Here is a 23,068-nt window from a genome sequence, read left to right as displayed (position 1 = left end):
ACCTGCCCGTGCTCTCGCGAGCGGCCTTCCGCTTGCCAATCAGCATCCCGCCGCCGTTTAGCCAGCACGCAGCAGAGTGACGAAGGCTGGACTCTGCCAGCCTTCAGTTCATGACTCAGTGGCTGACGCGGCTGGTGCCATCCACGCTCATGATGCGCACACGCTCGCCAACCCGGAAGATCTGGTTCTGCTCAACCTGCTGCACATAGGCACGCATGCTGCCGTCGTCTTCACGCACGGTGATCTCGACACCCTGGGTACGGGTCAGGCCTTCTTCGGTCATCGAGCCCAGCAGACCACCGGCCACGGCGCCAATTACCGCGGCGACCAGCGAACCACGGCCGCCACCGACGGTGCTGCCGGCCACGCCGCCGACCACGGCACCGGCGCCAGCGCCGATTGGCGTCTTGGTGCCTTCGATCTTCACCGGACGCAGGGCCTCGATGGTGCCCATGCGCACGGTCTGCACCCGGCGCGCCTCGTCACGGCTGTAGGTATCGCCACTCAGATCGGAGGCACAGCCACCCAGCAACATGGCGGCAGCGGTGAAGGTGGCGGTCAACAGCATGGAAATACGCATAACAATCACTCCAGATTGGGCAGTAACCAATTAGACTCCGCAGGCTGACGTATGTCACATGCATCCTGTATCCGCACTGCAACATATGACGTCAGGCTATTTCAGCTCAAGGCGCAAGGCGCTCGCGCTGCCAGCCTTGGCCATTGCGGCGGTAATTCAGACGATCGTGCAAACGACTGGCGCGGCCTTGCCAGAACTCGATCCGCTCCGGCGCCAAGCGGTATCCGCCCCAGAACGGCGGGCAGTGCGGCGCCTGGTCGAGAAAGCGCTGCTCGGTTTCCACCAGCAGCGCCTGCAGGACCTCGCGGTCGGCGATCACCCGGCTTTGCGGCGAGGCCCAGGCGCCGAGGCGACTGCCTAGCGGACGTACCTGAAAATACTCGTCGGACTCCTCGGCCGAGACCTGCGCGACCCGTCCTTCGATGCGCACCTGTCGCTCCAGGCTCGGCCAGAAGAAGGTCATGGCGGCGAACGGACGCTCGCTCAACTGGCGCGCCTTGTCGCTCTCGTAGTTGCTGAAGAACGTGAAGCCGCGCTCGTCGACGCCCTTGAGCAACAACACCCGGCAATGCGGCCGCCCTTCCTGGTCCACGGTGGCCAGGGTCATGGCGTTGGGCTCAACGGGCAGTTGCTCGGTCTTCACCGCGTCGGCGAACCACTGCTGGAACAATGGCAACGGCTCGGCCGGCGCCTGGGCTTCGCTGAGGCCGTCGCGGGTGTAGTCACGCCGCATGTCGGCGAGGGATTGGGACATGGTCAGGCTCCGTATGAGAACTTGTCCACGATCTCCTGTCCGTCGGCCATACCGCGTTAAAAACAGGCTCTGGTCCAAAAGATCGTGAACAGGTTCTGAGTAACGCGCGAACGGCGATTCGTCCGCGCGACAGAAAACCGAATCTTACTTGGCCGCGGTTTTCGAGGCTTGATCCACGGCAGGGGCCGTCGCCGGTTGGTTGTAGTGCGCGAGCAGTGCCACCAGGGTGGCCTGCGGCGTGAGCAGCAGCTCGACGCGGCGGTTCAGGGCGCGCCCTTCGGCACTGTCGTTGGCGGCGCGCGGCATATCCGGACCGACCCCCTTGAGCAGCAGGCGGTCGCGCTGCAGGCCGCTGAGACGGAAGATCGCCGCCACCGCCTTGGCCCGGTCCTCGCTCAGCTTGCGGTTGGCCTCGAGCTTGCCGGTGCTGTCGGCATGCCCCAGAACGAGCACGGCGGTCTTCGGGTCCGCCTCGAGCATCTTCGCCACTGCGGTGAATGAACCCAGGGTGGATGGCAGCAGCATATTGGGGCGATCCGGATTGAACGAGCCATCGACCGGCGCGGTGATCGCCAGCACGTTATCGCGCCGTTCCACTTCGAACTTGGTGCCCTTCAAGGACTCACGCAGCTTCGGCTCGTACTCGTCGAGCCAAGCCTGGGTGACCTTCTGGTCGATTTCCGGCGCTTCGGCGGCCTTTTCGGACTTGCCGAACGGCCACCACCAATGCCCGCCGTCGGCGACATCAGCGGTTTTTTCCGATTTGCCGGCACAACCGGCGACAGCGATGCACAGAGCGAAAACGAGGGGTTTGGTCGAGATCATGGGCAGTCCGTCAAAAACAAGAGTGAGTCGGCGAAGTTCGCATCTGCGGGCTTCGGTTCAAAGGCATTCGCCCAGTACGCGCGCCAGTTTTTGCGCGCGCGGGTCCATCAATACATAGGGGCCGAGGCTATTGGTGACGAAACCGAACGCCACCTCACGCTCCGGATCGGCAAAACCGCTGGAGCCGCCCGCCCCGGGATGACCGAATGCCTTGCCGCCCAGGCCGTAGCTGGCATTGGCCACCCGCGGCTGGTCGAGCATGCAGCCCAGCCCCAGGCGCGTGGCCGTCAGCAGGGTCTTGTCATCGCCGAGCGCGTGCTCGCGGGTCATCTCATTGAGCGATTCAGCCTCCAGCAAGCGACCATCGAGCAGCGCCGCGTAAAAACCTGCCAGGGCACGGGCGTTGCCATGCCCATTCGCGGCGGGCTGTTGCATACGACGCCATTCGGGCTTGTTGGTGCTGGTGAGAATCGATGGCGGGTTGGCGAAGGCACGGGTAGTCAGCGCCGTGGGCTCGCTCATCATGCACTTGAGCAGGCGCTGGGCCGCTGCATCGCCCATCTCGCCCTTCTTGCGGGCGATGTGTGCGACGCGGTGAAACTCGCTGTCGTCCAGGCCAATGTGGAAATCCAGGTCGAGGGGTTTGGCGATCCGCGCGACGATGGCATCCCCCGGCATACGGCCATCGACGCGGCGGATCAGTTCGCCGACCAACCAGCCGTAGGTGATGGCCGCGTAGCCATGAGCTTGCCCTGGCGTCCACCAGGGCGCCTCGGCGGCCAGGGCTTCGGTCATTCGCGGCCAGTCATAGAGTGCCTCGGCCGGCAGGGCCTCACGTAGAGCAGGCAGACCGGCGGTGTGACCGAGCAACTGGCGCACGCTGATACGCGCCTTGTCCGCCGCGGCGAACTCCGGCCACCAGCGCGCGACGGGCGCGTCCAGCTCCAGCTTGCCCGCTTCGACCAGTTGCAGCACCGTCACGGCGGCGAAGGTCTTGGTGCAGGAGAACAGGTTGAGGATCGTATCGCTGTGCCAGGCTTCGGCACCGTCCTTGTCGGCGACCCCGGCCCAGAGGTCGACCACGGTTTCCCCGCCAACCTGGACGCAGAGCGCGGCGCCCCGCTCCTGGGGATCGTTGAACAGCTCGGCGAAGGCCTCTTTCAGTGCCTCGAACTGCAGGTCGAAATAACCCTGGATCTGCAAACCTGACTCCCTTTGATGATTGGACCTGGATCGAAACACGATCCATGAATACGAATGACTGGCGATTGTCGCAATGGCTGCCGCGCTTGGGAACAGCGACAGGACGAGCTGTCACGCATCCTTCGGCCTCTCGCTCTCAACGTGCAGCGTGAGGCTTGCCACTGCGATCAACCGATCTCCCGCCTGAACGGCGGCAGTGCGTTGAGGATCGCCTTGCCGTAGCGCTGGGTGACCACGCGGCGGTCGAGCAACGTGATGGTGCCGCGATCCTGCTCGGTACGCAGCAAGCGACCGCAGGCCTGGACCAGGCGCAGCGAGGCATCGGGCACGGCGATCTCCATGAACGGATTGCCGCCACGCGCCTCGATCCACTCCGCCAACGCCGCCTCGACCGGGTCGTCCGGCACGGCGAAGGGGATCTTGGCGATGACCACGTGCTCGCAATAGGCCCCCGGCAAATCGACACCCTCGGCGAAACTGGCGAGGCCGAACAGCACGCTCTCCTCGCCATCATCGACCCGCGCCTTGTGCTTGTTCAGGGTTTCCTGCTTGGACAGATTGCCCTGGATCAGCACGCGTTTGCGCCAGTCGCGTTCCAGGCCGTCGAACACTTCCTGCATCTGCTTGCGCGAGGAGAACAGCACCAGCGTGCCGCGCGAGCCCTTCACCAGGTCGGGCAGGTCGCGGACGATGGCAGCGGTGTGGGCGGCGGCATCGCGCGGGTCGGCCTTCAGGTCCGGCACGCGTAGCACACCAGCTTCGGCGTGATGGAACGGGCTCGGCACCACGGCGGTAACGGCAGCCTTGGGCAAGCCCGAGCGCATGCGGTAACGGTCGAAGCTGTTCAGGGCAGTCAGCGTAGCGGAGGTCACCAGCGCGCCGTAGGCGACATTCCACAGGTTACGACGCAAGGTCTCGGCGGCGAGGATCGGGCTGGCGTTGACTTCTATGTCGTACAGCGCGCCGCCATCGGCCAGGGTCAGCCAGCGCGCCATCGGCACGCTGTCTTGCGGGTCTTCGATGGTAAAGGCCGTCCACAGCTCCCAGTTGCCCTGGGCGCGCGCCAGCAGGCTGCCGAACAAGGGATACCACTCCTCGGCCTGGTGGCTGGCGATGCCGGTGCCTTCGTTGTCCATCGCCTCCTTGAGCAATTCGGTCAGGCGGGTGAACAGGTCGGTGAGCTTGCTGAAGCCCTTCTTCAACTCGATGCCTTGCTCACGCAGATGTTCGGGAATCACGCCGCCTTCGAAGCGGTGACGCGGGCGTTCGCGGCCCTCCATGTCCTCACCGGCGCGGAAATCCGCCAGTTGCTCGCAGGTGGTGAACATGAATTGCTGCTGGGTGCGCAGGTCGCGCGCCAGTTCGGGCACGCCTTCGAGCAGACGGCCGAAGTCGCCCGGCAACGGGTTCTGCGCCAGCAACTTGGCCAGGTTCTTTTCCACCTGGCCGAGCCAGTCGGCGGTGCTGCGCAGGCGGCTGAAGTGGGCGAAGTGGCCGATGGCCTTGTCCGGCAGGTGGTGGCCTTCGTCGAATACGTAGAGGGTTTCGCGCGGGTCCGGCAGTACCGCGCCGCCGCCCAGAGCCAGGTCGGCGAGGACCATGTCGTGGTTGGTGACGATCACGTCGACCTTGCCCATGCCCTCGCGCGCCCGGTAGAAGGCGCATTGCTGGAAGTTGGGGCAATGCCGCGTGGTGCACTGGCTGTGGTCGGTGGTCAGGCGCGACCAGACCGGGTCTTCCAGTTCTTCCGGCCAACTGTCGCGGTCGCCGTCCCAGCGGTTGCCGGCCAGCTTCTCGATCATGCTGGTGAACAGCTTCTGGCTCTTTTCGTCGACTTCGATGTTGAAGCCTTCATCGGCGAACAATTGCGCCGTGGCGCCCTGGGCCTCGCCTTCCTGCAACAAGGTATCGAGCTTGGACAGGCACAGGTAGCGCCCGCGCCCCTTGGCCAGGGCGAAGCTGAAGCTCAGGCCGCTGTTGCGCATCAGGTCCGGCAGGTCCTTGTGCACGATCTGTTCTTGCAGGGCGACGGTCGCGGTGGCGATCACCAGGCGCTTGCCGGCAGCCTTGGCCGTGGGGATGGCAGCCATGCTGTAGGCCACCGTCTTGCCGGTCCCGGTCCCCGCCTCCACGGCTACCACGGCGGGCTCGCCATCGCGCTGGCCTTCGTCGTTCTGCTTGATCGCACCGAGCACCTTGGCGATCTCGGCGATCATCAGCCGCTGGCCATAACGGGGTTTCAGGCCCTTGGCTTCGAGAAAACGGCTGTAGGCGCCCTGGATCTGGGACTTGAGTTCGGTGCTGAGCATGGGCGCAAAAGGCTGGATAAATTTTCAGTGGTTCGACCGGGCGGCTATCATAGCGCGCGATTCGCTGACCGCCACCGGAGATTGACCGAATGACCGTTTTCGCCCTCATCTATGCACTGCATGCCTTGGCCGCCATGGTCTGGGTCGGCGGCATGTTCTTCGCCTGGATGGTCCTGCGCCCGGCCTCGACCGTGCTGCCGGCAACTGAACGCCTGAAGCTGTGGAGCGAGGTGCTGCGGCGCTTCTTTGCCTGGGTGTGGCTGGCGGTGATCGTGCTCGCCGTAGGCGGTGTGGGCCTGTTGCACCTGCGCTTCGCCGGCCTCGACGGCGCGCCGCGCTACGTGCAGATCATGATGGGCCTGGGCATCGCCATGCTGGCGCTGTTCGTTCGCATCCAGGCGCTGCAACTGCCTGCCCTGCGTCGCGCGGTCGAGGCCCAGGACTGGCCGGCTGGCGGCCAGGCGATGGGGCGCATCCGCCGCCTGGTCGGCATCAACCTGCTGCTGGGCCTGAGCGTAGTGGCGATTGCCGCCGCGCGGCCGATGTTCTAAGAGCCTGTGCACGATCTCGCGAGCTCGTTCGACTGGCTGCGTCGAGGCAAGAGCGGACGTTCTACGAACGCCCGGTACACCCTCAATCGTCATTCCCGCGCAGGCGGGACAGCGACTCCATCGCTGAACAGCGCTTGCGCTGGCCCGAAGGGGAATAATCGAGAAGACCAACGCATTTGGATTCCCGCCTTCGCGGGAATGACGGCTAAACATACTGCGCAATAACGTTCATCGCCCGAAGGTCCGCCCTCGAAGCCGCCATTCGAACAGGAAAGATCGTGAACACGTTCTAATAAAAAAAGCCGGCGCCCTGATTGGGACGCCGGCCTTCTCATTTTCACGAGCCTTATGGGCGCGCTTCGACCTGCGCCTCCACACGACGATTGATCGCCCGGCCTTCCTCGGTCGCGTTGTCAGCCACCGGCCGGCTCTCGCCATAGCCCACCGAGCTCACCCGCCCCGCATCGAGGCTGTACTGCTCGACCAGTACGTCACGTACCGCATTGGCACGGCGTTCGGAGAGTTTCTGGTTGTAGGCGTCGGTACCGACCGAGTCGGTGTGCCCCTCGACCACCGTGCTGGTCTGTGGATACTGGCTCATGAAGTCGGCCAGGGCCTTGATGTCGCCGTAGCTCTCCTGCTTGACCACCGACTTGTCGAAATCGAACTTCACGTCCAGCTCGACACGTACCGCCTCGGCGGTTTCCGGCGCCGGCGCGGCAGGCTCTTCGACCACTGTCGTCTCGGTCTGCTCGACCACGGCGACGCGCTCGCCCTCACCATGGACCCAGCAATACGCAGCGCCAAGCCCGGCCCCCAGGGCGGCGCCACCGCCCGCCCAGGAGGAACTCTCGATGGCGCCCAGCGCGGCACCGCCAACGCCACCGACCGCGGCACAGGTGGGCCAGTCGTTTTTCTGGATACCGGCACAGCCCGTGACCAGACCGCAGGCCAATACCACGGGTACAGCTTTCCTTATGGTGCTCATTTCAGGTCTCCTGTAGAAATCGGCATCAAACCGACAACAAGGGATTAAAGACACCCGTTGTGCAATCCGCCATCGACCGGCACTTCTTATCCCCCACGGCCTTTAGTCTTGGTTCCATCGCCAGAGATTCAACAAATGATTCAGAGTTTTTCCGCGCGTACACCGCAGCAGGCGCTGGCCGCACTGCTCGACCACCATCAGCCACAGCGCCTGCTGCTCGTGGGCGCCAGCCAATTACCCGCGCTAGACGCCTTCGTCCAGGCGCACCCGCAAACCACACTGGCCCATGCTCCCGCGGGCCTGCTTCCCGACGCACTGGCCGCACAGCGTTTCGACCTGGCCCTGGTGATCGACTGCCTGGAGCACCTGCCCAAACGCCAGGGCCTGGAACTGCTCGGCGGTATTCGTAACCTCAACGCCAGCCGTATCGCCGTGCTGGCCGACCTGCAGGCCTGCGCCTGGCAGGAAACCGATTTCTTTTCCCTGGCCCTGCAAGCCAACGAGCGCTTCAGCCGCGACGCGCAGACCCTGACCCTGTTCACCTACGATATACGTGACTACAAACAAGTCCCGGACTGGCTGAACGCCAAGTTCTGGGCCAACCCGGAAAACTTCGGCAAATACTGGTGGTAACTCCGATGGCTGTGACCTGCCCCTGCGGCAGCGGCGTTTCCCTCGAACACTGCTGCGGCCATTATCACGACGGCGTGCCCGCACCGAGCGCCGAGCTGCTGATGCGCTCGCGCTACAGCGCCTATGTGCTGGGCCGCATCGATTACCTGGTCGCCACTACCCTGCCGGCCCAGCAAGGAGCCCTCGACGAGGCGGCGATCCGGGCCTGGAGCCTGGGCAGTACCTGGCTCGGCCTGGAGGTGGAACAGGCGGAAGTGATCGGCGCCCAGCCCGAACACGCCCTGGTCACCTTCAACGCCCGCTGGCATGACGCAGATGGCGAACACCGCCACCACGAGCGCTCGGCCTTCGTGCAGATCGACGGGCGCTGGTACTTCATCGACCCCAGCGCACCGTTGAAAGCGGCGCGCAACGATCCTTGCCCCTGCAACAGCGGGCAGAAGTTCAAGAAGTGCTGCTCGGGATACCTGTAGAGCAAGCGGCCTTCGCTCGAAGCGCTGGAGGCGGCTTGCCGGGGAAGGGTCAACAATCCACCGGCCTGCCGTCCAGCATCCAACCTTTCATCAGCGCGCCACTCGGCCCTCGGCCGCCCTGGCCAGGTCGGGCGGCAGGAAGTCGCGGTCCGGGTCGTAGTCGGGCTTGAGGTAGGCGGACAGCGCTTGCAGGTCGGAGGGAGCGAGGGTGCCGGCCGCCTGCTTCAGGCGCAGGTTGTTGAGGATGTAGTCGTAGCGGGCGTTGTTGTAGTTGCGCACCGCGCTGTACAGCTGGCGCTGGGACTCGAGCACGTCGACGATGTTGCGCGTGCCGACCTGGTAGCCGATCTCGGTGGCCTCCAGGGCGCTCTGCCCGGAGATGATCGACTGGCGTCGCGCCTGCACGGTCTCCATGTCGGTATTCACCGCGCGGTGCAGGTTGCGGGTGTTTTCCACCACCTGGCGGCGCATGCTCTCGCGCTGCTGCTCGCTCTGGTTCAGGCGCTGGTACGACTCGCGTACCTGGGAACTGGTCAGGCCGCCGCTGTACAGCGGAATGTTCAGTTGCAGGCCGATGGAGCTTTGCTCGACGTCACCGCGATAGACCGGATCGCCCGGCACGCCGGTGTTGGTGAAGCCCAGCGAATCGTTATCGCCGCGTTGATACTGGGCCACCGCGTCCAGCGTCGGCGCGTGGCCGGCCTTGCGTTGACGCAGGGTTTCCTCGGCAGCGCTGACCGCGTAGTTACTGGCCTGCAGATTGAGATTCTGCCGCGCGGCGGTATCGACCCAGGACTTGGCATCGTTGGGCACCGGCGCCAGGATTGGCAGGCTGTGCTGCACGCCCTCGATAGCGCTGTGCTCGGTATTGGTCAGCGTCACCAGCGCCTGGAAGGCATCCTGCACGTCGCGCTCGGCGAGAATCCGGCTGGCCCGCGCGTTGTCGAAACCGGCCTGGGCTTCGAGCACATCGGTACGGTCGGAGAGACCGACGTCGAAGCGCTCGTTGGCCTGGTCCAGTTGGCGTTGGAACGCCGCCTCCTCGGCCTTGGTCGAGGCCAGGTTGTCCTGGGCCCGCAAGACGGCGAAGTAGGCTTCGGCGCTCTGCAGGATCAGGTTCTGCTCGGTCGCCGACAACTCCAGGGCCGCCTGCTCGCTGACATCCCTGGCCGCCTGGTACTGGAACCAGCGGTCGGCACGGAACAACGGCTGGCTGAGGCTGGCACGGAACAGGTTGCCGCTGCGGTTGATCTTCGCCGCCGGCTGGTCGAGCACGGTGCGATTGTGATTGATGTCCACACCGCCGGACAGGTTCGGCAACAGACCGGCGCGCGCCTGGGGCACGGTCTCGATTCGCGCCAGGTAGTCCGCTCGCGAGGCGGCCAGGTCGGCATTGTTCTTCACCGCCTCGTCGTAGATGGCGACCAGCCCGGCCTTGCCACCCGACAAGGTTTCATCCGCCAGGCAAATCCCGGAGGCGGCAACGGCGATAGCGATGGCCAGTGAGCATCGGCGCAGCATGATGAATCCTTTCGTGTCGGCGGGTAGCGGGCAAGGCTAAGGGAGGTACGAGTCCCTTGGCAATCAATAGCGCAGCCCGTAGACTCGGCAACGTTCTTGTCGGGGTGCCCAGAAGCATGGGCTGAGATCGGAAAGTTCCGGATCCCGTTGAACCTGATCAGGTTAAGGCCTGCGTAGGGAACAAGAGGTATCCGCCCCGCTCGTTGACATGCAACGACGCATCCAGCGGATTTCCCCCACACCGCGTTCGTGGTGTGCCCGCGCCCTGGCTGTCGATCATGCCGGCGCTCACTGTGACTCCTGCATGAACCGGCAGCTCTGGCGCGGTGTTGCTTCGTCGCATCTTCAGGTTCGCTCCGACATTCACCCAGGAGCCGAGCCGATGAGCATCAAACAACAACAGAATCTCAGTGAGTCCGCCCAGGTCGACCAGCAGTCGATCCAGCCGTTCCCGCGTTCGCAAAAAATCTACGTGCAGGGTTCTCGCCCGGACATCCGCGTGCCGATGCGCGAGATCAGCCTGGATGTCACGCCCACCGACTTCGGCGGCGAGATCAACGCGCCGGTCACCGTCTACGACACCTCCGGCCCGTACACCGATCCGAACGTGACCATCGATGTGCGCAAGGGCCTGGCCGACGTGCGCAGCGCCTGGATCATCGACCGCGACGACACCGAGGTGCTGCCAGGGCTGACCTCGCATTTCGGCCAGCAGCGCCTGGCCGATGCCGAGCTGACCAAGATGCGCTTCAATCACGTGCGCAACCCGCGCCGCGCCAAGCCCGGCAAGAACGTCAGCCAGATGCACTACGCGCGCCAGGGCATCATCACCCCGGAGATGGAATACATCGCCATCCGCGAGAACATGAAGCTCGCCGAGCACCGCGCCGCCGGCCTGCTCAAGGAACAGCATGCTGGCAACAGCTTCGGCGCCAGCATTCCCAAGGAAATCACCCCTGAGTTCGTTCGCGACGAAGTGGCCCGTGGCCGCGCCATCATTCCGGCGAACATCAACCACACCGAGCTGGAGCCGATGATCATCGGCCGCAACTTCCTGGTGAAGATCAATGGCAACATCGGCAACTCGGCGCTGGGCTCTTCCATCGAAGAAGAAGTGGCCAAGCTGACCTGGGGCATTCGCTGGGGCTCGGACACGGTGATGGACCTGTCCACCGGCAAGCACATCCACGAAACCCGCGAGTGGATCATCCGCAACTCGCCGGTGCCGATTGGCACCGTACCGATCTACCAGGCGCTGGAGAAGGTCAACGGCGTGGCCGAGAACCTGACCTGGGAGCTGTTTCGCGACACCCTGATCGAGCAGGCCGAGCAAGGCGTCGACTACTTCACCATCCACGCCGGCGTACTGCTGCGCTACGTGCCGCTGACCGCCAAGCGGGTCACCGGCATCGTCAGCCGCGGCGGCTCGATCATGGCCAAGTGGTGCCTGGCCCATCACCAGGAGAACTTCCTCTACACCCACTTCGAGGAAATCTGCGAAATCATGAAGGCCTACGACGTCAGCTTCTCGCTGGGCGACGGCCTGCGTCCCGGCTCCATCGCCGACGCCAACGACGCCGCCCAGTTCGGCGAACTGGAAACCCTCGGCGAGCTGACCAAGATCGCCTGGAAGCACGACGTGCAGTGCATGATCGAAGGCCCCGGCCACGTGCCGATGCAGTTGATCAAGGAGAACATGGACAAGCAGCTGGCGTGCTGCGACGAGGCACCGTTCTACACCCTCGGCCCGCTGACCACCGACATCGCACCGGGATACGACCACATCACCAGCGGCATCGGCGCGGCGATGATCGGCTGGTTCGGCTGCGCCATGCTCTGCTACGTCACGCCCAAGGAACACCTGGGCCTGCCGAACAAGGATGACGTCAAGACCGGCATCATCACCTACAAGATCGCCGCCCATGCCGCCGACCTCGCCAAGGGCCATCCCGGTGCGCAGATCCGCGACAACGCGCTGAGCAAGGCGCGTTTCGAATTCCGCTGGGAAGACCAGTTCAACCTCGGCCTCGACCCGGATACCGCGCGCGCCTTCCACGACGAAACCCTGCCCAAGGATTCGGCCAAGGTCGCCCACTTCTGCTCCATGTGCGGGCCGAAGTTCTGCTCGATGAAGATCACCCAGGAAGTGCGCGAGTACGCCAGGGAAAACGGCCTGACCGACGAACAGAAGGCCATCGAGGCGGGATTCGCCGAGCAGGCCGAGCGCTTCAAGGACGAGGGTTCGGTGATTTATCGGCAGGTGTGACACACGCCGAAAACAGCGCTGGAGGCTCGGGTATGTTCCCATTTTGCAGGCAGCTATGAGGCAGGAGCGGACGCTTACGTTCATCGTCATTCCCGCGCAGGCGGGAACCCAGAAGCGCTTTTTATTTGGGCTCCCGCCTTCGCGGGAGTGACGGTAAGTAATCTCGGTGTCCACTTTTGCCTCAATTCAGCCAGCCAAGCTGAAACGGGAACAGGTCCTGGAGGCTGAACGAATTCGCCTGTCGTTCAACCTTCGGTTTCCAGCATCATCTCAATCTTCCTGCCTGGATGTATTAACAATGCCCCTACCCGCCTCAACCTATTCACCCAGCGCCGCCGTCCCCGCCGATAAGCGTGTGCTCGGTGCCCGCGATTTCGCTTCGCTGTGGTTCTCCCTCGGCGTCGGCCTCATGGTCCTGCAACTCGGTGCGTTGCTGGCGCCGGGGCTGGGTATGAGCGGCGCGCTCATGGCGATTCTCTGCGGTACCCTGGTCGGCGTATTGCTGCTCGGCTCGGTGGCGGTGATCGGCACGGACAGCGGCCTGTCGGCCATGGCCACGCTCAAGCTCAGTCTCGGTCGACATGGCGCGGCGCTGCCCGCCCTGCTCAACCTGCTGCAGTTGGTCGGTTGGGGCGCGTTCGAGATCATCGTCATGCGCGATGCCGCCAGCCTGCTCGCCGGCAAGGCCTTTGGCGAGAGCAGCGCGCTGACCGGCCCATGGTTGTGGACCCTGCTGTTCGGTGCCCTGGCCACCCTGCTCGCAGTCGCCGGCCCGCTGACCTTCGTTCGTCGGGTGCTGCGCAAGTGGGGCATCTGGCTGCTGCTCGGTGCCTGCCTGTGGCTGACCTGGAACCTGTTCGACAAGGCCGACCTGGCCGTGCTCTGGGCCACCCGTGGCGATGGCTCGTTGTCCTTCGCCCTGGGCTTCGATATCGCCATCGCCATGCCGCTGTCCTGGTTGCCACTGATCGCCGATTACTCGCGCTTCGGCAAAGCCGCCAAGGGCGTGTTCGGCGGCACGGCGGTTGGATTCTTCTGCGGCAACGTCTGGCTGATGAGCCTGGGCGTGGCCTACACCCTGGCCTTCGTCCCCAGCGGCGAGGCCAATGCCCTGCTGCTGGCCCTGGCGGGTGCGGGCATCGGTATTCCGCTGCTGTTGATCCTGCTCGACGAGTCGGAAAACGCCTTCGCCGACATCCACTCGGCGGCCGTATCGGTCGGCATCCTGCTACCGATCAAGGTCGAGCGGCTGGCGTTGGCCATTGGCGCGCTGTGCACCTTGGTTGCCCTGCTCGCACCGCTGGCCGAGTACCAGAACTTCCTGCTGCTGATCGGTTCGGTGTTCGCACCGCTGTTCGGCGTGGTGCTGGTCGATCACTTCATCCTGCGTCGCCGGCGCACCGATCTTGCCGCTGCGCCAGACCTGCGTTGGGACACGCTGCTGGCCTGGGGTTGCGGTATCGCGGCCTATCACGCGCTGGCGACCTTCGCTCCAGACGTCGGCTCGACCCTGCCAGCGCTGGCCCTGGCCGCCATCCTGCAACTGCTGCTGGGAATGACGGTGCGTCGCCGCTGAATCAGCCGCGCCCAGGGAAGTACTGCGGCTTGACGATGCCGTTGAGCCGCGGATAGGGAATCTTCAGTTCCGGGTGGCCGACCGTGTAGGGCGCGATACGGTCGACATCGTACTTGAGCAGCACACTGCCATAGTTGAAGGCGATGTTGTCGGTGCGCTCGAACGGCCAGGTCTCGATGTACTCACGGTCGTCGGCGTGTCCGTTGGCCACCAGCCAGGCCTGGTGCGCCAGCCTGGCGGTCTGCCAAAACGTTTCCTCTTCGCCCGGCACCAGAATGTCTTGCAGGGTCAGGACTTTCTTCAACCGGGTGTCGTAGTTGATATAGGAACGGCCGGGAATGCCATGGGCCCCGCCGTCGAAACGGTAGCTGGACAGCTCGATGATCATCAGGCGGTCATGCTGTTCGAGGATCTTGGCCTGCAGGTAGCTGCTCCAGCCCGGTTTGGCCCGTGCCAGGAAATCCTGCTCGTAGACCTGCAGCGAAGGCGGCGACGGATCGCCCGGTAACTCGCGAGTCAGCGCCAGCAGATCGCGCAGGATACGAGCGTTCAACGTAGCGTCGCCCTCGGGCAACTGCAGTTCGACATTGACCAGCGGGCAATCGCTGGCGCTGCAGCCGGCGGGCCGGTGTTCCCACTTCTGCGTGGTCGAAGCGATAGGCTGTTTGTCATCGGGCTTGAACAGACTCTGGCAGGCGCCTATGTTCAGGGCGAGCGTAGCGAGACCGATGACTTTCAAAAGACGCATGGGTTTTCCTTCGTGCAAGGCGGCTGGCGATTCGACTGTATGTGGCCGGGAGCGTTCCCGCCGTAGTCTGCCAAGTCCGCGTTCGACGCGCGAGGGCTGCATCGTGCGCGTCACCACGCTAGGATGGCGCGAAATTCAGTTGAGTGCATTCGCATGCCAGAAACCTACACCCCCGGCCCCGATGCCGTAGAAATCATCAAACGCGAGTCCTGCTTCAAGGGCTTCTACAAGCTCGACCGCCTGCATGTGCGCCATCGCCTGTTCTCCGGCGAGATGGGCCGGGTCCTGACCCGCGAACTGTTCGTGCGCCATGATGCCGTGTGCGTACTGCCTTACGATCCGCAGCGCGATTGCGTGGTGCTGATCGAGCAGTTCCGCGTCGGCGCCATGCACAAGGCCGAGAACCCCTGGATGATCGAGCTGGTCGCCGGGCTGATCGACAAGCAAGAAGAACCCGAGGAAGTCGCCCGCCGCGAAGCCGTCGAGGAAGCCGACCTGACCCTCGGCACGCTGTGGCCGATCACCCGCTACTTCCCATCGCCAGGCGGTTCGGACGAGCACGTACACCTGTACCTGGGCCGCTGCGACAGCAGCAACGCCGGCGGCGTGCACGGCCTGGAAGAAGAAGGCGAGGACATTCGCGTGCAGGTCTGGCCGCTGGAAGACGCCCTGCAAGCGGTGAAGGATGGGCGCATCTGCAATGCCGCCAGCATCATCGCCCTGCAATGGCTGGCCTTGAACCGCAGCGAAGTACGAGGGCTATGGACGTGAACCTGCTGCGCGAGCGCTATCGCGTCGACCTGGTCGAGCTGCAAGCCGCTTGCGAAGCCAACTACGCCCGTTTGCTGCGCTTGCTGCCGAGCATGCGCGATGGCCAGGGCGAACGCCGCGTCGCCCTCAGCCAGGGCGACCTGATGACGGGCGTGCTGGTGCTGCAAGTGGTGGAAACCTGCCCCTACACCAGCACCCTGCAGGTGCGCCAGGAACATAGCCTGCCCTGGCTGCCGGTGCCGACCATGGAGGTGCGCGTCTACCATGACGCGCGCATGGCCGAGGTGACCAGCGCGCAGAATGCCCGGCGCTTTCGCAGCATCTATGCCTATCCCAATGCAGCCATGCACCAGCCAGACGAGAAAAGCCAGCTCAATCTGTTCCTTGGCGAGTGGCTGAGCCATTGCCTGGCCTGTGGCCATGAAATAGCCAGCATTCTCGAGTAAGATCCCGGCACGTGAGGGCAAGAGGCTTCTGCAAACGTGAACTGATTACCTTTCCCGGGTTTACCCTCGCGGCGTTCAACTACCATAATTCGTCAACATCCTCATTGTTCGTGCGAGCCGGCAGACCTTGCAGGCTCGCCACGATCACTCCGTGAAACTGCCAGGAGCCGATGCGTGTCGAGCCCCTCTCATCCCACCGTCGAGCAATCGGTGCTGGTCGTCCAGATCACCGATAGCCACCTCTTCGCCGAGGTGGATGGCCAATTGCTGGGCATGAACACCTGCAACAGCCTGCAACACGTGGTCGATCGGGTGCGCCAGGAACAGTCCGGCATCGATCTGATCCTGGCCACCGGCGACATCTCCCAGGATGGCAGCCTGGCGTCCTACCAGCGCTTCCTTGAAATCAGCGCAGGCCTGGCGCCTTCTATGCGCTGGTACGCTGGCAACCACGACGAACGCACGGTGATGCGCGAGGCCAGCACTGGCAGCGACCTGCTCGACCCGGTGCTCGACATTGGCAACTGGCGCATAACCCTGCTCGACTCCTCGGTGCCCGACGCCGTGCCCGGCTACCTTGACGATGGCCAGTTGGCCCTGCTCGAACGGGCCTTGGGCGAAGCGCCCGAGCGCCATCACCTGGTCTGCTTCCACCACCATCCGCTGCCCATCGGCTGCGCCTGGATGGACCCGATCGGCATCCTCAATCCCAATGCGCTGTTTGCCGTCCTGGACCGCTTCCCCCAGGTCAGGGCCCTGCTCTGGGGCCATGTGCACCAGGAGTTCGACCAGATGCGCAATGGCGCAAGGCTCCTGGCCTCGCCGTCGACCTGCGTGCAGTTCGCCCCCGGCAGCGACGACTTCAAGGTGGGCGACCAGGCCCCCGGCTATCGCTGGCTGCGCCTGCACCCGGATGGCCGCCTGGAAACCGGCGTCTCCCGCGCCACCGGCATCGACTTCCAGATCGACTACAGCGTTCAGGGGTATTGATTAGCGTCAAGAGCATGCGGCTCCACGCCTCCGGCCCCTGGCTTGAAGCTCGCAGCTTGCTACGAAGGGCTTGTGCCGAGTAGCCTCCCCACCCCATGACCACATCCATTCTTTATATACACGGCCTGAACAGTTCGCCGGCGTCGCAGAAGGCGCGCCAGTTACAGGCTGCCATGCAACGCTTCGGCATCGCCGGGCGCCTGGCTGTGCCCGCGCTGCACCATCATCCGCGCCAGGCCATCGCCCAGTTGCAGGCCGCCATCGGCGAACGGGGACGCCCGCTGTTGGTGGGCAGTTCCCTCGGCGGTTACTACGCCACCTACCTGGCCGAACAGCATGGCCTGGATGCCCTGCTGATCAACCCGGCAGTGCGTCCGCACAAGCTGTTCGACGGTTTTCTTGGCGCGCAGACCAACCATTACAGCGGCGAAACCTGGCAATTGACCCCGGACCACATCCAGGCACTTGCCGAGCTGGACGTACAGCACCTCGCCGATCCCAGCCGCTACACGGTGTGGCTGCAGACCGCCGACGAGACCCTCGACTACCGCCGCGCCGCGACGTATTACCAGGGCAGTCACCTGGACATCCAGCAAGGCGGCGACCATGGCTACCAGGGCTTCGCCCTGCGCATTGCGGAAATCCTCGAGCTGGCCGGCTTCGCCCCGGCGCTCTGGGCGGATTTCGACTTTTCAACACTTTGAAGAAGACTGACGAGCTTATGGCCCAGCAGAACGCCTACAACGCAGACGCCATCGAAGTCCTTTCCGGCCTCGACCCGGTACGCAAGCGCCCGGGCATGTACACCGACACCACGCGCCCCAACCACCTGGCCCAGGAAGTCATCGACAACAGCGTCGACGAAGCCCTGGCCGGCCACGCCAGGTCGGTGCAGGTGATCCTGCATGAAGACAACTCCCTGGAAGTGACCGACGACGGGCGCGGCATGCCGGTCGACATCCATCCCGAAGAGGGCGTGCCGGGTGTCGAGCTGATCCTCACCAAGCTGCACGCCGGCGGCAAGTTCTCGAACAAGAACTACCAGTTCTCCGGTGGTCTGCATGGCGTCGGTATCTCGGTGGTCAACGCCCTGTCGACCCGTGTCGAAGTGCGGGTCAAGCGCGATGGCAACGAATACCTGATGACCTTCGCCGACGGCTTCAAGGCCAGCGACCTGGAAGTGATCGGCACGGTCGGCAAGCGCAACACCGGCACCAGCGTGCATTTCTGGCCGGATGCCAAGTATTTCGACTCGCACAAATTCTCGATCAGCCGCCTCAAGCATGTGCTCAAGGCCAAGGCCGTGCTCTGCCCCGGCCTGGCGGTGACCTTCATCGACAAGGCCAGCGGCGAGAAGAGCGAATGGCACTATGAAGACGGCCTGCGCTCCTACCTGGCCGATTCGGTCAGCGAGCATGCGCGCCTGCCCGACGAACCGTTCGTCGGCAACCTGGCCGGCAACAAGGAAGCCGTGGACTGGGCGCTGCTGTGGCTGCCGGAAGGCGGCGAGAGCGTGCAGGAAAGCTACGTCAACCTGATTCCCACGGCCCAGGGCGGCACCCACGTCAACGGCCTGCGCCAAGGCCTGCTCGATGCCATGCGCGAGTTCTGCGAATTCCGCAACCTGCTGCCGCGCGGCGTCAAGCTGGCGCCGGAAGACGTCTGGGAACGCATTGCCTTCGTCCTCTCGATGAAGATGCAGGAGCCGCAATTCTCCGGGCAGACCAAGGAGCGCCTGTCCTCCCGCGAGGCCGCCGCCTTCGTCTCCGGCGTGGTGAAAGACGCCTTCAGCCTGTGGCTCAACGCGCACCCGGAACTGGGCCTGCAACTCGCCGAACTGGCGATCAGCAACGCCGGGCGCCGCCTCAAGGCCGGCAAGAAAGTCGAGCGCAAGAAGATCACCCAGGGCCCCGCGCTGCCCGGCAAGCTGGCCGACTGTGCCGGCCAGGACCCTATGCGTGGCGAGCTGTTCCTGGTCGAGGGTGACTCGGCCGGCGGTTCGGCCAAGCAGGCGCGGGACAAGGAATTCCAGGCGATCATGCCGCTGCGCGGCAAGATCCTGAATACCTGGGAGGTGGACGGCGGCGAAGTACTGGCCAGCCAGGAAGTCCACGATATCGCCGTGGCCATCGGCATCGACCCGGGCTCCCAGGACCTCAGCCAACTGCGTTACGGCAAGATCTGCATCCTCGCCGACGCCGACTCCGACGGCCTGCACATCGCGACCCTACTCTGCGCCCTGTTCGTCCAGCACTTCCGCCCGCTGGTGGACGCTGGCCATGTGTATGTCGCCATGCCGCCGCTGTACCGCATCGACCTGGCCAAGGAGATCTTCTACGCCCTCGACGATGCCGAGCGCGACGGCATCCTCGATCGCCTGAGCGCCGAGAAACGTCGTGGCAAGCCCCAGGTCACCCGCTTCAAGGGCCTCGGCGAGATGAACCCGCCGCAACTGCGCGAAACCACCATGGACCCGAACACCCGGCGCCTGGTGCAACTGACCCTGGACGACTTCGAAGGCACGCGTGAAGTGATGGATATGCTGCTGGCGAAAAAACGCGCTGGCGACCGCAAATCCTGGCTGGAGTCCAAGGGCAACCTGGCCGAGGTCCTGGCATGAGACTGACGGCCCTCGTGGCTGGCCTGTTTCTCGCCACTTCGCTGCACGCCGCCCAGGACATAGCCCCGACCGAGCCGGAAGAGCTCAAGCTGCTCGCCGAGTTGCCCGTCGATGACCTGCCCGCCGGCAACCTGTCGGGGCTGGCCCGTTGTGGCAGTGAGTTGCTGGGCATTTCCGACCGCGACGACGACCGTCTCTATCGCCTGCAGGAAAAAGACGGTGCCCTGCAAGCCACGGCCGAACTGTTCGAGGCGCCTTCCGCTCCTGCAAGTGGCCTGCCCTGGGGCGTGCGCATGCGTACCTGGGCCTCCGGCCTGTTCCGTGGCGGTAATCTCGACTTCGAAGGCCTCGCCTGCGATGGCGCCGGCAACCGCTACCTGGTCAGCGAAGCCAATGCCAGCGTGCTGCGCGTCAGCGCCAGCGGTAGCGCCGAATGGCTCAACCTGCCCCCCAGCCTGGTGCGCCAGGCCCGTGCCAGCGGCATGTTGCTCAACTTCAACGCGCTGTTCGAAGGCATCGCCATCGACGCCAAGGGCGAGCGCCTGTGGCTGGCCGCCGAACGTGAACGTCGCGGCCTGCTGCTGTTGCACAACAAGGAGGGGGGCTGGCGCTGCAATGACGGCTGCGTGCTGCTGTCCCAGGCGGGCCAGGAATTGTCGCGAGTCGACCCGGCAAGCGGCGTGAAGCTGTCACGCGACTTCGCCGACCTCGCACTGTTCGACGGCAAGCTGTTCACCCTGGAGCGCTCGGCACATCGCATCTGTCGCCGCAACGCCGACGACGGCAAGCTGGAAAAATGCTGGTCGTTCCTTGCCGAAGCAATGATCGACGGGCGCCGCTACCCTGGCCCCTACGGTACCGCCGAAGCCTTGTCGATGGACGCCGACGGCGCCTGGGTCGGCCTGGACAACAACGACCAGGCCCGCGCCGATGGCGAAACTCGCCCTATCGTCTGGCACTTCGCCGCGCCCAAGGGCGGCTGGAGCGCGCCGTGAGCGAACAGCCCGCCGGCAAACGCGCCGGACGCGTGATGATGATCCTCGCCTGGGCAGCGGCGATGGTGCTCGCCACCCACTACTTCGGTGGCTGGGAAGATCGTCGCGAGAACCCCAACGGGCAACCCAAGTCGGTACGCGGCGACGGCTACATCGAAGTGCGCCTGCTCAGCGGGCGCAGCGGCCACTACCTGGCCGACGGTCGTATCGACGGCCAGGACGTGAGCTTCATGCTCGACACCGGCGCCACCGCCGTGGCGATTCCAGCCGGGGTCGCCGAGCGCCTGGGCCTCAAGCGCGGCGCGCCGATCGGCCTGCGCACCGCCAACGGCAGCACCACCGGCTACCGCACGCGCCTGGCCAGCCTGGAACTGGGCGAGATCCGTCTCGCCGATATTTCCGCGGTGATCATGCCGGACATGGATGGCGAAATCCTGCTCGGCATGAGCGCCCTGAAACAACTCGAATTCACCCAGCGCGATGGCACCCTGGTGCTGCGCCAATTCACCCAACCATGAGGCCCGCATGAGCGAATCCCTCGACCTGAGCCTGGATGGCGTGGAACGTCGGTCACTTGCCGACTTCACCGAGCAGGCTTATCTCAACTACTCCATGTACGTGATCATGGACCGTGCCCTGCCGCACATCGGCGACGGTCTGAAGCCCGTGCAGCGGCGCATCGTCTACGCCATGAGCGAACTGGGCCTGGACGCCGACTCCAAGCACAAGAAGTCGGCGCGCACCGTCGGCGACGTGCTCGGCAAATACCACCCGCATGGCGACAGCGCCTGCTACGAAGCCATGGTGCTGATGGCCCAGCCGTTCAGCTACCGCTACCCGCTGGTCGATGGCCAGGGCAACTGGGGCGCGCCGGACGATCCGAAATCCTTCGCCGCCATGCGCTACACCGAGGCGCGCCTGTCGCGCTACTCGGAAGTGCTGCTCAACGAGCTGGGCCAGGGCACCGTGGACTGGGTGCCGAACTTCGACGGCACCCTGAACGAGCCGGCGACCCTGCCGGCGCGCCTGCCCAACCTGCTGCTCAACGGCACCACCGGCATCGCCGTGGGCATGGCCACCGACGTGCCGCCGCACAACCTGCGCGAAGTCGCCGCCGCCTGCGTGCGCCTGCTCGACGAGCCGGGCGCCACGGTCGAACAGCTCAGCGAGCACATTCCCGGGCCGGACTTCCCCACCGAGGCGGAAATCATCACCCCGCGCGCCGACCTGCTGAAGGTCTACCAGACCGGCCGCGGTTCGGTGCGCATGCGCGCCGTGTACCACGTCGAGGATGGCGACATCGTCGTCACCGCCCTGCCGCACCAGGTCTCCGGCTCCAAGGTGCTGGAACAGATCGCCGCGATGATGCAGGCCAAGCCGTCCAAGGCGCCGCAGATCGCCGACCTGCGCGACGAGTCCGACCACGAGAACCCGTGCCGTATCGTGATCATCCCGAGCAGCAGCCGCATCGACCACGAAGCGCTGATGCAGCACCTGTTCGCCAGCACCGACCTGGAGTCCAGCTACCGGGTCAACACCAACGTCATCGGCCTCGACGGCAAGCCGTCGGTCAAGGACCTGCGCACCCTGCTCGTCGAGTGGCTGCAATACCGCGTCGGCACCGTGCGCCGTCGCCTGCAGTTCCGCCTGGACAAGGTGGAGAAACGCCTGCACCTGTTGGAAGGCCTGTTGATCGCCTTCCTCAACATCGACGAAGTCATCCGCATCATCCGCAGCGAGGACCAGCCCAAGCCGGTATTGATGGAAACCTTCGGCCTGACCGAGATTCAGGCCGACTACATCCTCGACACCCGCCTGCGCCAACTCGCCCGCCTGGAAGAAATGAAGATCCGCGGCGAGCAGGACGAACTGGCCAAGGAGCGTGAAAAACTGCTGGCCCTGCTCGGCAGCGAAGCCAAGCTGAAGAAGCTGGTGCGCAAGGAAATCATCGAAGACGCCGAGAAATACGGCGACGACCGCCGCTCGCCGATCGTCGAACGTGCCGAGGCCAAGGCCCTGTCCGAGCACGACTTGCTGCCGAACGAGAAGATCACCGTGGTGCTCTCGGAAAAAGGCTGGGTGCGCTCGGCCAAGGGCCACGACATCGACGCCACCGGCCTCTCCTACAAGGCTGGCGATGGCTACAAGACTGCTGCGCCAGGGCGTTCGAACCAGTACGCGGTGTTCATCGACTCGACCGGCCGCAGCTATTCGCTGCCCGCGCACACCCTGCCCTCGGCACGGGGCCAGGGCGAGCCGCTGACCGGCCGTCTGCAACCGCCGCCCGGCGCCAACTTCGAATGCGTGCTGCTGCCGGAAGACAATGCGCTGTACGTGATCGCCTCCGACGCCGGCTACGGCTTCGTGGTCAAGGGCGAGGACCTGCAAGCCAAGAACAAGGCCGGCAAGACCCTGCTCAGCCTGCCCAACGGCGCCCTGGTGGTGCCGCCCAAGCCGTTGAACGACCTGGAGCAGGACTGGCTGGCCGCCGTCACCACCGAAGGCCGCCTGCTGCTGTTCCCGGTGCGCGACCTGCCGCAACTGGGCAAAGGCAAGGGCAACAAGATCATCGGCATTCCCGGCGAGCGCGTCGCCAGCCGCGAGGAATACCTCACCGATCTGGCAGTCCTGCCCGTGGGGGCGACCTTGGTCCTGCAGGCCGGCAAGCGCACCTTGTCGCTCAAGGCCGACGACCTGGAGCACTACAAGGGCGAGCGCGGCCGGCGTGGAAACAAGCTGCCACGGGGCTTCCAGCGGGTCGATGCGCTGCTGGTCGAAACGCCGGCCTGAAAGCGCAGCAGCGCCCCGGACTGGAGTCC

The 23,068-nt window shown here is 64.9% G+C and carries 19 protein-coding genes, 2 pseudogenes and 1 riboswitch; of the genes and pseudogenes, 13 read left to right on the top strand and 8 right to left on the bottom strand.

Going from position 1 to position 23,068, the window contains the following annotated elements:
• Nucleotides 1-115: 115 nt before the first annotated feature.
• The 5 genes and pseudogenes from ACSZPK_RS16075 to dinG all read right to left on the bottom strand — a co-directional run bounded on the left by ACSZPK_RS16075 (nt 116) and on the right by dinG (nt 5,671).
• The gene (locus ACSZPK_RS16075) at nt 116-580 is read right to left on the bottom strand and encodes a glycine zipper 2TM domain-containing protein (protein WP_437882480.1); all 465 of its coding nucleotides are present in this window, start codon (nt 578-580) and stop codon (nt 116-118) included.
• 106 nt (nt 581-686) lie between these two features.
• Entirely contained in the window at nt 687-1,334 is a 648-nt protein-coding gene (gene pdxH, locus ACSZPK_RS16070) for a pyridoxamine 5'-phosphate oxidase (protein ID WP_437882479.1), read from the bottom strand.
• A gap of 147 nt (nt 1,335-1,481) precedes the next feature.
• Nucleotides 1,482-2,159 (bottom strand): annotated as a pseudogene (locus ACSZPK_RS16065) (OmpA family protein); the annotation flags it as partial.
• A 57-nt stretch (nt 2,160-2,216) separates the two neighbouring features.
• On the bottom strand, nt 2,217-3,362 hold the full coding sequence (locus tag ACSZPK_RS16060) for a serine hydrolase domain-containing protein (protein ID WP_437882478.1): 1,146 nt from the start codon (nt 3,360-3,362) through the stop codon (nt 2,217-2,219).
• Nucleotides 3,363-3,529: 167 nt separating this feature from the next.
• A complete protein-coding gene (gene dinG, locus ACSZPK_RS16055) occupies nt 3,530-5,671 on the bottom strand; it encodes an ATP-dependent DNA helicase DinG (protein ID WP_437882477.1) in 2,142 nt (713 codons plus the stop codon).
• Nucleotides 5,672-5,760: 89 nt separating this feature from the next.
• On the opposite strand from dinG, the gene ACSZPK_RS16050 reads away from it, so the two are divergent.
• Nucleotides 5,761-6,222, top strand: a complete 462-nt coding sequence (locus ACSZPK_RS16050) for a CopD family protein (RefSeq protein WP_437882476.1) — start codon at nt 5,761-5,763, stop codon at nt 6,220-6,222.
• 346 nt (nt 6,223-6,568) lie between these two features.
• On the opposite strand, the pseudogene ACSZPK_RS16045 reads toward ACSZPK_RS16050, so the two are convergent.
• A pseudogene (locus tag ACSZPK_RS16045) lies at nt 6,569-6,931 on the bottom strand (OmpA family protein); the annotation flags it as partial.
• A gap of 414 nt (nt 6,932-7,345) precedes the next feature.
• On the opposite strand from ACSZPK_RS16045, the gene ACSZPK_RS16040 reads away from it, so the two are divergent.
• Both ACSZPK_RS16040 and ACSZPK_RS16035 read left to right on the top strand, forming a co-directional pair.
• Complete coding sequence (locus ACSZPK_RS16040) at nt 7,346-7,843, top strand: DUF6231 family protein (RefSeq protein ID WP_437882475.1); 498 nt, start codon at nt 7,346-7,348, stop codon at nt 7,841-7,843.
• 5 nt (nt 7,844-7,848) lie between these two features.
• A complete protein-coding gene (locus ACSZPK_RS16035; protein WP_437882474.1) occupies nt 7,849-8,316 on the top strand; it encodes a YchJ family protein in 468 nt (155 codons plus the stop codon).
• Nucleotides 8,317-8,406: 90 nt separating this feature from the next.
• Here the strand turns inward: ACSZPK_RS16035 and ACSZPK_RS16030 are convergent, their stop codons facing one another.
• Entirely contained in the window at nt 8,407-9,837 is a 1,431-nt protein-coding gene (locus ACSZPK_RS16030) for a TolC family outer membrane protein (protein WP_437882473.1), read from the bottom strand.
• A gap of 90 nt (nt 9,838-9,927) precedes the next feature.
• A riboswitch (TPP riboswitch) is annotated at nt 9,928-10,034 on the top strand.
• Between the two features lie 185 nt (nt 10,035-10,219).
• On the opposite strand from ACSZPK_RS16030, the gene thiC reads away from it, so the two are divergent.
• Both thiC and cytX read left to right on the top strand, forming a co-directional pair.
• The gene (gene thiC / locus ACSZPK_RS16025; protein ID WP_437882472.1) at nt 10,220-12,103 is read left to right on the top strand and encodes a phosphomethylpyrimidine synthase ThiC; all 1,884 of its coding nucleotides are present in this window, start codon (nt 10,220-10,222) and stop codon (nt 12,101-12,103) included.
• A gap of 298 nt (nt 12,104-12,401) precedes the next feature.
• Complete coding sequence (cytX, locus tag ACSZPK_RS16020) at nt 12,402-13,679, top strand: putative hydroxymethylpyrimidine transporter CytX (RefSeq protein WP_437882471.1); 1,278 nt, start codon at nt 12,402-12,404, stop codon at nt 13,677-13,679.
• Nucleotide 13,680: 1 nt separating this feature from the next.
• On the opposite strand, the gene ACSZPK_RS16015 is transcribed toward cytX, so the two are convergent.
• On the bottom strand, nt 13,681-14,427 hold the full coding sequence (locus tag ACSZPK_RS16015; RefSeq protein ID WP_437882470.1) for an RsiV family protein: 747 nt from the start codon (nt 14,425-14,427) through the stop codon (nt 13,681-13,683).
• Nucleotides 14,428-14,580: 153 nt separating this feature from the next.
• On the opposite strand from ACSZPK_RS16015, the gene ACSZPK_RS16010 reads away from it, so the two are divergent.
• The 8 genes from ACSZPK_RS16010 to parC all read left to right on the top strand — a co-directional run bounded on the left by ACSZPK_RS16010 (nt 14,581) and on the right by parC (nt 23,039).
• A complete protein-coding gene (locus tag ACSZPK_RS16010) occupies nt 14,581-15,198 on the top strand; it encodes an NUDIX domain-containing protein (RefSeq protein ID WP_437882469.1) in 618 nt (205 codons plus the stop codon).
• Nucleotides 15,189-15,644, top strand: coding sequence for a DUF1249 domain-containing protein (locus ACSZPK_RS16005; RefSeq protein ID WP_437882468.1), 456 nt, complete (start codon nt 15,189-15,191; stop codon nt 15,642-15,644). Before ACSZPK_RS16010 ends, ACSZPK_RS16005 begins: the two co-directional genes overlap by 10 nt.
• A gap of 174 nt (nt 15,645-15,818) precedes the next feature.
• Entirely contained in the window at nt 15,819-16,634 is an 816-nt protein-coding gene (cpdA, locus tag ACSZPK_RS16000; protein ID WP_437882467.1) for a 3',5'-cyclic-AMP phosphodiesterase, read from the top strand.
• Nucleotides 16,635-16,729: 95 nt separating this feature from the next.
• On the top strand, nt 16,730-17,338 hold the full coding sequence (locus ACSZPK_RS15995; RefSeq protein ID WP_437882466.1) for a YqiA/YcfP family alpha/beta fold hydrolase: 609 nt from the start codon (nt 16,730-16,732) through the stop codon (nt 17,336-17,338).
• A gap of 17 nt (nt 17,339-17,355) precedes the next feature.
• Nucleotides 17,356-19,254 (top strand): DNA topoisomerase IV subunit B, encoded by a 1,899-nt coding sequence (gene parE / locus ACSZPK_RS15990; protein ID WP_437882465.1) that lies wholly within the window; start codon nt 17,356-17,358, stop codon nt 19,252-19,254.
• Nucleotides 19,251-20,249 carry an esterase-like activity of phytase family protein gene (locus ACSZPK_RS15985; RefSeq protein ID WP_437882464.1) on the top strand — a complete coding sequence of 333 codons (999 nt, stop codon included), beginning with the start codon at nt 19,251-19,253 and terminating at the stop codon, nt 20,247-20,249. Before parE ends, ACSZPK_RS15985 begins: the two co-directional genes overlap by 4 nt.
• Nucleotides 20,246-20,767 carry a retropepsin-like aspartic protease family protein gene (locus tag ACSZPK_RS15980; protein ID WP_437882463.1) on the top strand — a complete coding sequence of 174 codons (522 nt, stop codon included), beginning with the start codon at nt 20,246-20,248 and terminating at the stop codon, nt 20,765-20,767. Before ACSZPK_RS15985 ends, ACSZPK_RS15980 begins: the two co-directional genes overlap by 4 nt.
• 7 nt (nt 20,768-20,774) lie before the next feature.
• The gene (parC, locus tag ACSZPK_RS15975; RefSeq protein ID WP_437882462.1) at nt 20,775-23,039 is read left to right on the top strand and encodes a DNA topoisomerase IV subunit A; all 2,265 of its coding nucleotides are present in this window, start codon (nt 20,775-20,777) and stop codon (nt 23,037-23,039) included.
• Nucleotides 23,040-23,068: the final 29 nt, after the last annotated feature.

Origin of the sequence: Pseudomonas sp. LRF_L74 (genome assembly GCF_965644255.1) — a bacterium.
GTDB lineage: Bacteria > Pseudomonadota > Gammaproteobacteria > Pseudomonadales > Pseudomonadaceae > Aquipseudomonas.
The sequence above is the reverse complement of the archived record's forward strand: the minus strand, read 5'-3'. Positions and strand labels throughout refer to the sequence as shown.

What these genes read in the sequence shown, in the direction of transcription:
- ACSZPK_RS16075 (WP_437882480.1), bottom strand. Translation starts at nt 580, where the DNA reads ATGCGTATTTCCATGCTGTTGACCGCCACCTTCACCGCTGCCGCCATG.
- pdxH (WP_437882479.1), bottom strand. Translation starts at nt 1,334, where the DNA reads ATGTCCCAATCCCTCGCCGACATGCGGCGTGACTACACCCGCGACGGC.
- dinG (WP_437882477.1), bottom strand. Translation starts at nt 5,671, where the DNA reads ATGCTCAGCACCGAACTCAAGTCCCAGATCCAGGGCGCCTACAGCCGT.
- ACSZPK_RS16050 (WP_437882476.1), top strand. Translation starts at nt 5,761, where the DNA reads ATGACCGTTTTCGCCCTCATCTATGCACTGCATGCCTTGGCCGCCATG.
- ACSZPK_RS16040 (WP_437882475.1), top strand. Translation starts at nt 7,346, where the DNA reads ATGATTCAGAGTTTTTCCGCGCGTACACCGCAGCAGGCGCTGGCCGCA.
- ACSZPK_RS16035 (WP_437882474.1), top strand. Translation starts at nt 7,849, where the DNA reads ATGGCTGTGACCTGCCCCTGCGGCAGCGGCGTTTCCCTCGAACACTGC.
- ACSZPK_RS16030 (WP_437882473.1), bottom strand. Translation starts at nt 9,837, where the DNA reads ATGCTGCGCCGATGCTCACTGGCCATCGCTATCGCCGTTGCCGCCTCC.
- thiC (WP_437882472.1), top strand. Translation starts at nt 10,220, where the DNA reads ATGAGCATCAAACAACAACAGAATCTCAGTGAGTCCGCCCAGGTCGAC.
- cytX (WP_437882471.1), top strand. Translation starts at nt 12,402, where the DNA reads ATGCCCCTACCCGCCTCAACCTATTCACCCAGCGCCGCCGTCCCCGCC.
- ACSZPK_RS16015 (WP_437882470.1), bottom strand. Translation starts at nt 14,427, where the DNA reads ATGCGTCTTTTGAAAGTCATCGGTCTCGCTACGCTCGCCCTGAACATA.
- ACSZPK_RS16010 (WP_437882469.1), top strand. Translation starts at nt 14,581, where the DNA reads ATGCCAGAAACCTACACCCCCGGCCCCGATGCCGTAGAAATCATCAAA.
- ACSZPK_RS16005 (WP_437882468.1), top strand. Translation starts at nt 15,189, where the DNA reads ATGGACGTGAACCTGCTGCGCGAGCGCTATCGCGTCGACCTGGTCGAG.
- ACSZPK_RS15995 (WP_437882466.1), top strand. Translation starts at nt 16,730, where the DNA reads ATGACCACATCCATTCTTTATATACACGGCCTGAACAGTTCGCCGGCG.
- parE (WP_437882465.1), top strand. Translation starts at nt 17,356, where the DNA reads ATGGCCCAGCAGAACGCCTACAACGCAGACGCCATCGAAGTCCTTTCC.
- ACSZPK_RS15985 (WP_437882464.1), top strand. Translation starts at nt 19,251, where the DNA reads ATGAGACTGACGGCCCTCGTGGCTGGCCTGTTTCTCGCCACTTCGCTG.
- parC (WP_437882462.1), top strand. Translation starts at nt 20,775, where the DNA reads ATGAGCGAATCCCTCGACCTGAGCCTGGATGGCGTGGAACGTCGGTCA.